The organism is Vibrio coralliilyticus (assembly GCF_024449095.1).
GTDB lineage: Bacteria > Pseudomonadota > Gammaproteobacteria > Enterobacterales > Vibrionaceae > Vibrio > Vibrio coralliilyticus_A.
In genome coordinates this window covers 1,462,967-1,475,916 of the sequence record NZ_CP024627.1, presented here as the reverse complement: position 1 = coordinate 1,475,916, position 12,950 = coordinate 1,462,967, and the positions used below count along the sequence as shown (strand labels likewise).

Here is a 12,950-nt window from a genome sequence, read left to right as displayed (position 1 = left end):
GCTTAACTTCATACAGCAAGTGATTCTAGGTATGATAAAAATAATGGCTTAACGATACCGTTAAGCCATTAAAATAGAAAGCTTGTCTGATGAGTTTAGACTGCAAACGCTTTAATCATAGACAAGTTGATCTTCTTCATAACGCGTTTTCACTGGGCAAACCATTAGCGCAGCTCTTTGCCCTATCGCTACATGCCTGTTAGGGAATACGATCGCTTCCCCCTCATTTTTTGCCATCAGCGGTTTATCACCATCATGACCAAACACTTCGCCATGCTTAAATGCCGTAAAGTTTTCTACGTCATCATCAAACATGAAGTCAAAGTCATCGTGCAGACGAACGATAGTACGGCTAACACGATACATAACGGGCACACGCGGTAGGTGTTCTGCTTCGCTGGATGAGAGGAGATCTCGCATCGCCAAATCAAAAGCGACCAATTTATCGAGATCATTCTCCCCGATACGTGCAACTCGCCCTAATTCCACCGTCAATGCCTGTGCGGCAAAGTTTTCGGCACTAAACCAGCTGAATGTGCTGGAAGGCGCATTGGAAAACATCACTGCATCAATATGACCGCTCGCAACAAACTCCATGAGAGCTTTGCTTCGAACAGGATGGCGTGTCTTCGGGCTCACCACAAATGTGTAGTGTTTAGATAAGCGGATTGCACAATGCAGATCTAGATGCCAGCGCTTATCTGAAGGCGTACCTTCATAGAATTCTGCCACAATACGTTTAAGGTTTCGCGCAATGACCAGCTCTTTCGTAGGTTCATATTCTTTTTCATCAAACAAACGGTTGAGGTTCATTTCTAGAAAACGAGTATGAGCGTTCGTTGACTCAGGATGAGCAATAATAAACAACAAACGTTCCGTGACAGGCTGAAAGCCTGACTGGATATCAGAAATGATTTTATCCACCAACTCCATGGGAGCGGTTTCGTTACCATGAACACCACAGGAAAAAATGATGTGTTTACTGTCTTCATTTAACGTTGACGGGATGACTTCCAGAACTCCACGTTGGTGAAGTTTGAACACAGTACCATTTGCAACAGTGATTTCACCAGCTGGCATGTCTTGTTCTAAGTTCAGACTGTCAAAAAGAAAAGATTGGCGAAAGAGGTTTTTCGTCATGCGCTACTCCTTTATTGCACAGCGGGTATGTTAATGAATTGTTCAGGCAATTTATGTAGACACGATCTCACTTATCAAGAGAAAATTCGTGCTTCATCGTAAAAAACTCAACTGCCACGCCCGATACCATTTTCCGTTCGGGATAGAATGCTCTCGCTGTACATAAAACAACCGGGCAGACTCCCTACCCGGTTTGCTGACTATCGTATCATATTTATGGTGAATTTATTCTTGATCTAATAGAGATTCGAACTCATCAATTTTATTTTTCACCATATCGATGCTTTGTTGCCAAAACACTTCACTGTTCAATGCCATACCCAGATGCTTTTCAACCACTTCTTCTGCCATCATTGAGCCAGTATCACGTAAAAGGCTGACGTAATCCGCATAGAAGTTGTCACTTTTCGATTCTCGTTGTGCATAGACACCTTTACTAAACAGATAGCCAAATAAATACGGATAGTTGTAAAAACTGACTCCCGAAATGGAGAAATGAAGCTTGCTTGCCCAGAAATAAGGATCGGCTTCCGTCATCGACTCACCGTACCATTCTTTCCAAGTCTCACTCATCAAAGCACACAATTGTTCAGCACTCAGTTCACCTGCCATTCTCTGCTGATAAAATGCCTTTTCAAATTCAAAACGCACTGGAATATTGATCATCAAGGCGTAGCAACTTGAAAGCTCTTCCCATAGCATTTCCAACTTTTCTTCACGACTTTCGCTCTGTTCCAGCAAGTAATCACGGACAATATTTTCCGCGAAGATGGAAGCCGTTTCTGCTAGCGTCATCGGATAGCGTGTTTGACACAGCGGCATATCACGCATTACCCAGTTATGAAAAGCGTGGCCAAGTTCATGAGCTAGAGTGAGAAGATTGGAACGGCTTCCTCCCCAAGTCATGAAGACTAACGGGGAACGCGTTGCGGCAAATTTTGTACAATATGCACCTAGGCGTCTGTTGGTTGAAGGCGCAGCGTCAATCCATCCATTTTCCACCATCATGGTGACAAATTCCGCCATTTCATTGTCCACTTGAGCAAAGGCATTGGTAATGATCTCGATACCCTCATCAAAGCTATACACCTTAGGTTGAGCCTCTGTTAGGCTCGGCATACCCGCTAAATGGTTCCAAGGTTTCATTTCCGTCAAACCATGCACTTTGGCCATGAGCAAACCTGCTTTCTGCCCTACATGTCGGTTGTCTTTAGCAACTTTCATCATGGTATCTAAGGTTTCCGCTTGGATACGACTGCCATGAAGACTACTATCTAGGAAGTGTACTTTTTTCACATGAGAACGTTTCTGGTTGACCGTGTGGCGCCATCCCGCTAGTACATTTAAAATTCCAGCAAAACTTTCTTGGTGCGTGTGCATTGCTTTCTGAATACCGCGCCAAGCTCGTTCTTGTTTGTTAAAGTCCGTACCATACAAAATACTGGCAGCCTGAGAAAAACCGATAAAATCGGGTTCGTGTTCTCCTACATTCACTTGCAGCGAGCCTGTGATGTTGTCATACATTCTCCCCCAAGCATCTCGCCCATCCACCTGCATTGCCGATAGCAATTGCTCTTCCGCAACACTTAACTTGGTGTCTGCAAGCTTACGTGTACAATCAATCTGAAAAGCCTGACCAAACACATCCCCACTTTCATGGTTCAATACCTCAATAATGAACTCTTCGGGAGCGTTTGTCAGAGTATCTTCATAAGGTATAAACGCTTGAGAAAGCTCAGAGTTCAGCTTAGCTACACGACCAATCATTGCTTTGGCTGCGCTGTTTTTGGCGTCTACCGACGCATGGCAATTTGCAAACGTATTGATTGTTGAAAGTAGCTTGCCTGCGGCTTCACTAGTCAATATTGCATTTTGCATCACGGTAACCGAGTTACGTTTATCAACGTTCAGTCCCAATACCTGAATACATTGCTGAACGAGCTCGACATCTTGTTCAATCTTATTATCGTCTAAACCTTGATAAGCAATGGTCAGATTCCAACTTGGTGTTGTCATGTTTTATTCCTTAATTTGAAGTGGTACGCCAATGGAGCACACTCGTTGGTACAGACTGTCTGCTCTGGTCAGTTGGATGTGAGTCAGGCTTTGATTGTCTATTTGAAGCACAGAATAGAGCGCAGGGTTTTTCCAGTCTAAATCCAATATTGAAGCTAATATCATACGTATCGTACCACCATGACAAATGATTAATGTGTCCTCTTCGACACTCTCTACCAGTGCAGTCCACCGTTGAGTAACACGACGGTGAAACTGCTGTAGAGTCTCTGCCTCTGGTAAAACCGTCTCTGCGGGGTCTTGCCAAAATTGCTCCAGCAATGGCCAGTGAGGCTTAATACAGTCAAATGGTTGACCGTCAAGCTCACCAAAATTCATTTCCTGCAACTGAGGATCTGCTGATAATGAGAGAGCCGGCCGATTTGACACCAGTAGTGCGGCCAAGTCTTGGCAGCGCCGAAGTGGTGATGTCACGACGTGGGTGATGTTTAAAGACGATGATATCAAACCTCGGCAAATTGCTTGCTGAGTATCGGAGTCAACCAAAGCATCAGTGGAACCATTCAAGGCAGGCTCACCTTGTGTTTTTCCATGCCTGAGTAAATAAATATTAACTGTCTTCAAGCTTCTTCCCTTACAGCTTGATTGGCAAAATAGCCGCAACCAATGTCAAATGTATAGACACTCTTTCACCTTCACAGAAAACCAAGTATCACTAGATAAATCACGATTTCCATCAACTGCTGAGCAGCACCTAGGCAGTCGCCCGTAAATCCACCAATTCGTTTCATTAGCCAGTGTTTGAAAAGCGCTCGAAACATAAGAGCGGCAGTAATCAACAAAACCACTAGCGTATAATCTAGCCACAACATCGGCAGCAAAGCGGTGACAGCCAGTATCACAAGTTCACTTTTAGATTGTTGATTTGCAAGCGGTTTACTCTTGCTCACCTCGGGGGCACTCACATAAGGCATGTTATAAATAAGCGAAGCAGCGATCGCTCGGCTTAAAGTATAAGAGACGAGTAAAACGACTATGAGTTCAGTTTTAAGCGCAAGCTCAGTAAGCAGAACGTACTTTCCCAGTAAAGCCATGACAAGGGCACTCGCGCCATAGGTGCCAATTCGACTGTCTTTCATGATGGTCAAACGCCTTTCAAGCGTCATTCCACCACCAATGCCATCTGCCATGTCGGTCAGGCCATCCTCATGGAAAGCACCGGTTAACAACAAACTAAACACCATAACCACGACAACGGCAACATTGACGCCCCAGACACTTTCGGCCAACCAATAAACCATGGCACATAATGTTCCTAGGCATAAGCCGACTAAAGCAAAGTAACGGCCAGCCTGATTCATGCGCTTTTCTGAGTATGGAGTGGCTTGAGGAATGGGTAACCGCGAAAAAAAACCTAAAGCCAGCCAGAACAGTTCTATCTGATACCTCAGAGAATGCATCAAACCGTTACTCCGGCATCTTCGAAGCTTGCCATTGAATTGTAAAACTCCGCAGCCGCTCTGACTAAAGGAATCGCAAGAGCGGCACCCGTGCCTTCTCCTAAACGCATAGACAAATCTAACAGCGGGTTAGCATTGAGTTTTTCGAGTAATATCTGATGGGCCAATTCTTCAGATTTATGCGCAAAAATCATAAACTCTCTGCACTCAGGTGCTATCAGTGTTGCTGCGTAGGCTGCTGCTGTGACAATAAACCCATCGACAATAACGGGTGTTCTTGTTTCACTGGCGGCCAAGAACGCCCCCACCATTTGCACAATCTCAAAACCGCCCACTTCAGATAACACCTGATAAACGTCACCACCTCGGCAACGCGACACGCCTTGCTCAACTAGAGCCACTTTTTTCGCTAGCTGTTCAGTGGTGATACCTGTGCCTAGACCAACACATGATTGGGCATCCTGACCTGTCAAAGCAGCAACTATGGCGGCGGCACTTGAAGTGTTCCCAATTCCCATTTCACCAAACATGACAAGGTTGCAACCTTCATTGACCGTTCGCTTAACCAGCTCGCGACCAAACTCAATCCCCTGTTTGACTTGGTCACTAGACATCGCTGCCTCATTGGCAAAATTGGCGGTTCTGTCACCCAGCCTTTGCACTACAAAGTTAGGCGCTGACACCTCTACAGGAATCAATATTCCCGTATCAACCACCTTAAGCTCAATCTGGTTTATCCGACAAAAACAATTGATTGCCGCTCCACCAGCAAGAAAATTTAACACCATTTGTTGAGTCACAGCGCTTGGCGCGATGCTCACACTTTCGTCCGCAATGCCATGGTCACCAGCAAAGACAATCGCGGTTGGCTTTACAATGCTCACATTAGTGACAGCGTCACCCTTTGAATTACTCTGAATCAGTGCGAGCTGGTGGGCAATTGACTCTAACTGCCCAAGAGCACCCAGTGGTTTAGTTTTTTGATTGATTCGATGCCAAATAGCATCTGAATAAGATTGATCTAACATACAGCTTTATTTCGGTCTGGCGACAGTAAAGGATTGGTCTAGGTTGGCATATTGGCTACCACCTAAACGAGAAAGAGGATTCACTTTTAGTGCGTCAACAACTAAACGTTCTTGGTTATCTCCAATCACTTCCGGCGCAATATATATGTCTTCAATTTGAGCAAAGATTAGGCTTTGAGGTGTTTCCCCAATTTCTTTAACTTCAAACAGCTTGCATCCAAAAGCAATTGGGCAATCTTTGATTCTTGGTAATTCAAAGCCCTCAAATTCAGTCAGTTCCAACTCGGCTAAGGCAACCTCAGACTGACCATGTGGTAAGGTTGCCGATGTCTGAGTTACTTGCTCAGCCATCTCAGCATTTGCGATATGCACCACCATTCTTCCAGTCTCTAGGATGTTGCGTGTCGTATCTTTGATCTCGCCTGTCGGTTTTTTACCCACAGAAAACATTAAAAGCGGAGGGTTACTTGAGATAGGTGTGAAATAAGAAAATGGTGCGAGGTTGTAATCTGCATCACCCGAATCGGTCAAAACCCACGCAATTGGCCTTGGAATCACGGTTTGAGTCATCAAATGGTACATCTGAGTAGGCGCAAGAGTGCTTGCATCAATATTCATTTTATTGTTCCTTTTGGTGTCACGAATCCCCTGTGAAGCTCTGAGTGTAACGCGAAATCAGCTAGTTAACACCCCACCCCCACGCTTATTTCATCGCGGATAGACATATACAGACGTCATTTTCATATTCAAATTGATGTGAAAAATGAAACTTTTCCCTCCCATCACCTATCTTATTATATGGGGCAGCCTTATTCACAACTAACTTACTGAAAAATATCACACTGAAAATTAGTCGGCATGAAGACTGCATTGCTTAACGCCGAGTACGGTTGACCCAAGCTTGATAGCTCAAGGAGGTTTGTATGTTTGCCAATCAAAAATCGAAGAAACAGAAACAACACAGGTCGAATCAAAAGACTCAAAAGCGAGTCCCTTTCTCCCTTACTTGATCTCTCCACCACCAGAATGGCCTCGTTAATCGAGGCCAAACATGACCCAAGATAACTCTCAACCTAAAAGATCGATCACAGACTTTTCAGGTGCATTGTTAGATGCTCTGGTTGTTACATTGAACTAAGGACAATAATGTGTCTGAGTCGAGAGATTTAGTCGTCATGATTGCTGGCGCGACAGGCTTAATAGGAACAGAGCTGATTAAACAGATGCTAGAAGAGGCTCCCATCACACGCATCTATGCCTTGAGCCGTCGTCCACTGCCTTTCTTTCACCCCAAACTGGAAGTACTGGAAAACAAGCAACTTCAAGTTCAACAGTGGGACTCTGATAAACCATCCCCCAAATATGGCTTCATCTGCCTAGGTACCACCATCAAGCAAGCAGGATCAAAACAGGAACTGGAACGCATCGATTACGAGTTAGTGTGCGATGTAGCTCAAACAATGAAGGTGCTTGGTGTGACTCACTTAGCCGTTGTCTCTAGTTACGGTGCTTCGGTACGTTCTGTGTCTCATTATTTGCGCTGCAAAGGCAAAATGGAAATAGCCATTGAGCGAATGGGGTTTGAACATGTTTCCTTTGTCAGGCCTGGACCTCTTGTCGGCCTTAGGGATACCCCTCGCACTGATGAAGCCGTTGTTCAATTTGTCATGAAATCTCTTCGACCGCTTATGTTAGGCAAGCTGGCTAAGTTGATTCCCATTCAAGCTGAAGAAGTCGCAAGGGCAATGCAATACAGCTTGCTGACCAACACGGAAAGAAAAATTCAAACTCTTGATAGTATCCAGATGAGAGATTTGATTAATAAATATCAATAAGTTGCCCATTTTCACTTTTATTCGCGCACTTTCGATACAAAATCGCCAGTTTAATAACTTAAATACATATCAAATATCTTTTTTTTATTTCAATCATACTTTTCAAATCATTATTGTTTGTTACAGAATTTAATCCTGTAATGCATTTACTCAATAAATGCGACTCAAACTCTCAATAAGGACAACCTATTATGTCAGTAGCGGCTATCGCTTCTTTAGCGGTATTTGTCGGTATCCTCTTTTTCCTTTTTGGACAACAGAGGAAGGAAAACACATTATCCCGACTCGTTCTATTCGGTTTAGTGCTCGGCAGTGCATTTGGCTTAGCGCTTCAACTTATATTCAGTGAAGGTAACCCGGTTATCGATCAAACTCTGGAGTGGATCAATGTCGTTGGCCGTGGTTATGTTGGCCTATTAAAGATGGTCATTATGCCGCTGGTACTGGTCTCTATGATTGCCGCCGTTGTCAAGCTAGAAAAAGGCGGTTCATTGGGCAAGATCTCTGGGCTGACAATTTCAGTACTACTAGCCACCACGGCAATCTCTGCCATCATCGGTATCTTTGTGACCCAGGCGTTTGGCCTTAGTGCAGAAGGTTTAACTGAAGGTGCCCGAGAAACAGCTCGTATTGCTGTGCTCGAAGATCGCGTAGGTGTCGTCAGCGATCTCACCATTCCTCAAATGCTGGTTAGCTTTATTCCTACTAATCCTTTTGCTGATCTAACTGGTGCGCGCTCGACTTCGATTATCGCTGTTGTGATCTTCGGTGTATTAACTGGTATCGCTGCACGCAAAGTGATGGCAGAAAAGGAAGAGTTGGAAGCACCGATTCGTACGTTTGTAGAAGCCACTCAATCGGTAGTGATGCGTTTGGTAAAAATGATCATGGCTTTGACACCTTACGGTATTGCAGCGCTGATGGCGAAAGTTGTTGCCACATCCAGTGCGAGTGACATTCTCAACCTACTGGGCTTTATCGTTGCGTCATACGTTGCCATCGCATTAATGTTTGTTGTTCACGGAATTCTGGTGTCTTTTGTTGGTGTTAGTCCTAAAGAGTATTTCCAGAAGATTTGGCCGGTGCTGACATTCGCATTTACGTCACGCAGCTCAGCAGCAACGATTCCACTTAACGTAGAAGCACAGATCAACAAGCTGCGCGTGCCACCTGCAATTGCAAACCTTTCAGCATCATTTGGCGCAACCATAGGACAAAATGGCTGTGCGGGAATCTACCCTGCAATGTTGGCCGTGATGGTTGCTCCAACTGTGGGTATCGATCCAACGGATATCAACTTCATCCTATCCCTAGTTGCGATTATCGTGGTGAGCTCATTCGGTATCGCCGGCGTAGGGGGCGGGGCGACCTTCGCTGCTTTGATTGTATTACCTGCAATGGGATTACCAGTAACCATCGCAGCGCTACTTATCTCAATTGAACCTTTGATTGATATGGCACGAACCGCTCTTAACGTCTCAGGTGCCATGACAGCAGGCACTCTCACAAGCCGTATTCTTGGTGATAAACTCACCGACGAAGAGCTTGAAGCTCAACAAGCCTAACATAGCAAAGCCCTGAGTTAACCACTCGGGGCTTTTTCTAAGCCAACAAATTTCCTGCAATCCAGCGCTTCCTGTTTGCCTTGTCTCATCCTCAGTGGTCTAATACCTGAGTGAATTTCAAAGACTTGGTAAAGAGATAATGCAACGAGAGCATCAACCTACGTTTTTTTTCTTCGATTATGAGACGTGGGGAACCAGCCCAGCAAAAGACAGACCGTCTCAGTTTGCGGGAGTACGTACCGATATGGACTTCAATATCATAGGTGAACCTCTTGTTATCTACTGCCAACCGCCCTCAGATTATCTTCCTTCACCAGAAGCTGCGCTGATCACAGGTATTACACCTCAAGTTGCGGAATCGAAAGGCCTGCCAGAGCCTGAGTTTATCGCCAAAATTCATGAGCAATTATCCACCCCCAACACCATCAACTTAGGTTACAACAGCATTCGATTTGATGACGAAGTGACTCGATACACCTGTTACCGGAATTTCATCGATCCATATGCGTGGAGCTGGCAAAACGGCAACTCTCGCTGGGACTTACTTGATGTGATGAGAGCTTGTTATGCTCTTCGCCCAGAAGGCATCAATTGGCCAGAAAATGAAGAAGGCTTCATCAGTTTTAAGCTGGAACACTTATCCGTTGCAAATGGCATTGAACACGCGAATGCACACGATGCGATGGCCGATGTTATCGCCACCATTGAGATGGCGAAAAAGGTCAAAGCTGCGCAACCAAAGCTTTTCGATTACTTCCTGAGTATGCGCCACAAGCGTAAACTCAATGATCTTGTCGATATCGTAAAGATGACACCGCTTATGCACGTATCGGGTATGTTGGGGCGTGAATGCAATTATACTAGCTGGGTAGTTCCGGTCGCTTGGCACCCAACCAATCAAAACGCAGTCATTGTGGTTGATTTGGCGAAAGATCCTCAGCCGTTGTTGGATTTAGATGTAGAACAGCTTAATGAGCGTCTCTACACCAAACATTCTGAACTTGGCCCAGACGAACTGCCTGTACCAATCAAACTTGTCCACCTCAACAAGTGCCCTATTTTGGCCCCAGCCAAAACATTAACTGCTGAGAATGCAGCTAACATAGGCATTGACAGAGAAAAGTGCTTACAAAACCTTGAGCGACTTAGACAACGCCCAGAAATAAGAGAAAAACTCAATTCGCTATACAGTATCGAACGAGAATACGAAAAGAACGATGATGTCGATACCATGCTTTACGATGGTTTTTTCTCTCCAGCTGATAAAACATCAATGGCAATAATCCGCGAAACGGATCCGGAGAATCTATCCGCTCTAGATATCTCATTCAATGATGAGCGAATAGCCCCACTTTTATTCCGCTATCGCGCCAGACATTTTCCGTGGACATTGGACGAGAGTGAGCAACAAAAATGGGCGGCACATTGCCGTGAGTACTTTGAAAGCCGAATTGAAGATTACATGTTGAATTTGGAAAACTTAGTTCACGAGTATGAAAGTGACGAAAAAAAGATAGCTATCTTAAAATCTGTTTACCAATACGTCCAAAAGCGAGTATCTTAAACAACTTATTGCCTGCACCCTATAACAGTTAGGCCTCATCACACTATAAAAATACCACCTTGCTGAGGCCTGTGAATACACTGAACCTACGTTTCAGTGTATTCACATATGCAAAAGTTGATTAAATTTGGACGACACCACCTATGGCGAAAACCTTGCTTAAATACGTCGTATCTATGGGGCTGATTTTTCTTTGCCTCATGGCAGGCATTAATATTCAAAACCTTCTAGATATCTCAATTCCGGGCAGCATCATTGGCATGTTAATCTTGTTTTCACTTCTTGCCAGCGGGCTAGTACCAGTGGAATGGGTACGCCCTAGCGCCACTCTGTTTATTCGATACATGGTGCTGCTCTTTGTTCCAATCAGTGTTGGATTAATGGAACACTTTGATCTGCTCCTCAACAACGCGCTTCCGATTCTTGCTAGTGCAGTAGGTGGCACATTCATCGTACTGGTTTTATTAGGACTCATGTTGGATAGAATGCTCAAGCGAGGTGACCAATAATGTGGCTACTCGTAACAATTGTCGTTTTCCTGTCTGCACGCTGGCTCTGCCAAAAGATCACTAGTCCGTTTATGAATCCTCTACTGATCAGTCTGGCAGTGATGATCCCTTTACTCACCCAGCTCAAAGTACCGTTCGAAACTTATTACCAGGATAATGAGTGGATTAATTTTCTGCTACAGCCTGCCGTTGTTGCCCTCGCTTATCCCCTATACGAGCAGCTTCCTCAAATACGAGCTAACTGGCGAATCATCATTCTGGCCTGTGGTGTCGGTAGTGTCATGTCGATGCTGACCGCCACGGTTATCGCATCCTACATGCAGACAGACCTCTCATTGATCGCCAGCTTATTAGGTAAATCTGTAACAACGCCAATCGCAATGGAAGTATCAAGCCATTTAGGTGGCGAACCTGCTATTGCCGCTATTTTGGTGCTATTGGTTGGGTTGTTTGGTGCGATTCTGGCCTACCCTATTTATAATGTATTGAACATTACTCATCCCATTGCCAAAGGCCTCACCATGGGCACCGTTTCTCATGCATTGGGGACCGCAACCTGTGCAGAAAAGGACGCACAAGATGCAGCCTTCAGCTCATTGGCACTCGTGGTCTGTGGCGTAATTACCTCAATTCTGGCCCCATCATTCTTCGCTCTCGCGATCTGGCTCGCTGCATAAACCTCCGCGTCGGATAGCGTATCTACGCATTCCGACGTACATCACCTAAACCTTCACTGCAATCGTTACCATGTGTGACATCACTCTAATTGTGTAACAATAAAATCCATTGCAATTTTTATTGTGACAATGATCTCAGTAAAGTTTTCTGCGTTACATAAAATGAAATACCAGTATCAGGGTAAGCCACTCTAAAAGTAACTCAGGCAGACCCAAAGATATTCATTATTGCTTAAACAAGGATTCAATATGAGAAGCCGCATAGAACAAGCGCTGTCTGAAGCGCCAGCTAAAGTCGCAAAGTTCCTTTCTCCTATTTTGTTAGCGGATGATTTTGATGCAACCCTCTCTTCTGAACAGTTTGCAGAGCTACTCGCTATTTCTGATCTACAAGATGATGAGCTGAGAGTGGCACTGCTTCCCTTCGCCGCGGCTTATTCTTATGCTCCGATTTCAAATTTTTATGTAGGTGCAATTGTTCGTGGCCTGTCAGGAAGACTTTACTTCGGTGCAAACGTTGAAATTTTAGGCGCGCAACTTGGTCAGACCGTACACGCAGAGCAATCAGCGATTAGTCATGCGTGGATGAAAGGCGAACAAGGTATCTTGGACATTACAATCAACTTCAGTCCTTGTGGCCACTGTCGACAATTTATGAATGAATTGACGACAGCTGGTGAGTTGGCGATCCAACTTCCTCAACGTGATGAAAAAAACCTTCAAGAGTATTTGCCTGAATCATTTGGGCCTAGTGATCTCGGTATCGAATCAGGTTTAATGGCAGCCGTTGACCATGGAAAGCGATGTGACGAGTCTGATGAAGTCGTCCTCAAAGCATTAAGTGCGTTGAATAGAAGCTATGCGCCTTACACTCACAATTTAAGTGGTGTTAGCATCAAGCTAAAAAGTGGAAAAGTGTATCAAGGTGCCTATGCAGAAAATGCAGCCTTCAACCCAAGCCTACCTCCACTACAAGTAGCATTGATCCAATTACTTCTTGATGGTGAGTCATTCGATAATATTGCCACAGCAGCACTTGTTGAGATGTCTGAAGGCACAATCAGCCACCTTGCCGATACTCAGTCAACGCTGGAAGCAATCAACCCCGATATCCCTGTATCTTATTTGGCTATCTAATAAGGTGATATTCGCATAA

At 44.7% G+C, this 12,950-nt stretch carries 12 protein-coding genes; 6 read left to right on the top strand and 6 right to left on the bottom strand.

Annotated features, from left to right (window positions below; translation table 11 throughout):
• Positions 1-111 precede the first annotated feature (111 nt).
• The 6 genes from CTT30_RS07125 to CTT30_RS07100 all read right to left on the bottom strand — a co-directional run bounded on the left by CTT30_RS07125 (position 112) and on the right by CTT30_RS07100 (position 6,262).
• A complete protein-coding gene (locus CTT30_RS07125; RefSeq protein ID WP_239836506.1) occupies positions 112-1,140 on the bottom strand; it encodes a succinylglutamate desuccinylase in 1,029 nt (342 codons plus the stop codon).
• A gap of 225 nt (positions 1,141-1,365) precedes the next feature.
• On the bottom strand, positions 1,366-3,156 hold the full coding sequence (locus CTT30_RS07120; RefSeq protein WP_252036495.1) for a M3 family oligoendopeptidase: 1,791 nt from the start codon (positions 3,154-3,156) through the stop codon (positions 1,366-1,368).
• A gap of 3 nt (positions 3,157-3,159) precedes the next feature.
• The gene (locus CTT30_RS07115; RefSeq protein WP_252036494.1) at positions 3,160-3,780 is read right to left on the bottom strand and encodes a histidine phosphatase family protein; all 621 of its coding nucleotides are present in this window, start codon (positions 3,778-3,780) and stop codon (positions 3,160-3,162) included.
• A 71-nt stretch (positions 3,781-3,851) separates the two neighbouring features.
• On the bottom strand, positions 3,852-4,616 hold the full coding sequence (locus tag CTT30_RS07110) for an adenosylcobinamide-GDP ribazoletransferase (RefSeq protein ID WP_370689711.1): 765 nt from the start codon (positions 4,614-4,616) through the stop codon (positions 3,852-3,854).
• Positions 4,616-5,644, bottom strand: coding sequence for a nicotinate-nucleotide--dimethylbenzimidazole phosphoribosyltransferase (cobT, locus tag CTT30_RS07105; protein ID WP_252036492.1), 1,029 nt, complete (start codon positions 5,642-5,644; stop codon positions 4,616-4,618). Before cobT ends, CTT30_RS07110 begins: the two co-directional genes overlap by 1 nt.
• A 6-nt stretch (positions 5,645-5,650) precedes the next feature.
• Positions 5,651-6,262, bottom strand: coding sequence for a flavin reductase family protein (locus CTT30_RS07100; protein ID WP_239875700.1), 612 nt, complete (start codon positions 6,260-6,262; stop codon positions 5,651-5,653).
• 530 nt (positions 6,263-6,792) lie between these two features.
• On the opposite strand from CTT30_RS07100, the gene CTT30_RS07095 reads away from it, so the two are divergent.
• The 6 genes from CTT30_RS07095 to cdd all read left to right on the top strand — a co-directional run bounded on the left by CTT30_RS07095 (position 6,793) and on the right by cdd (position 12,931).
• Positions 6,793-7,479 (top strand): NAD(P)H-binding protein, encoded by a 687-nt coding sequence (locus CTT30_RS07095; RefSeq protein ID WP_252036491.1) that lies wholly within the window; start codon positions 6,793-6,795, stop codon positions 7,477-7,479.
• A gap of 191 nt (positions 7,480-7,670) precedes the next feature.
• Positions 7,671-9,044, top strand: a complete 1,374-nt coding sequence (locus CTT30_RS07090; protein WP_252036490.1) for an L-cystine transporter — start codon at positions 7,671-7,673, stop codon at positions 9,042-9,044.
• A 139-nt stretch (positions 9,045-9,183) separates the two neighbouring features.
• Entirely contained in the window at positions 9,184-10,608 is a 1,425-nt protein-coding gene (gene sbcB, locus CTT30_RS07085) for an exodeoxyribonuclease I (protein WP_252036489.1), read from the top strand.
• Between the two features lie 143 nt (positions 10,609-10,751).
• Positions 10,752-11,117 (top strand): CidA/LrgA family protein, encoded by a 366-nt coding sequence (locus CTT30_RS07080; protein WP_239836522.1) that lies wholly within the window; start codon positions 10,752-10,754, stop codon positions 11,115-11,117.
• Positions 11,117-11,794, top strand: coding sequence for a CidB/LrgB family autolysis modulator (locus CTT30_RS07075; RefSeq protein ID WP_239836523.1), 678 nt, complete (start codon positions 11,117-11,119; stop codon positions 11,792-11,794). Before CTT30_RS07080 ends, CTT30_RS07075 begins: the two co-directional genes overlap by 1 nt.
• Before the next feature lie 249 nt (positions 11,795-12,043).
• Entirely contained in the window at positions 12,044-12,931 is an 888-nt protein-coding gene (cdd, locus tag CTT30_RS07070) for a cytidine deaminase (RefSeq protein ID WP_252036488.1), read from the top strand.
• The last annotated feature ends 19 nt before the right edge of the window (positions 12,932-12,950 follow it).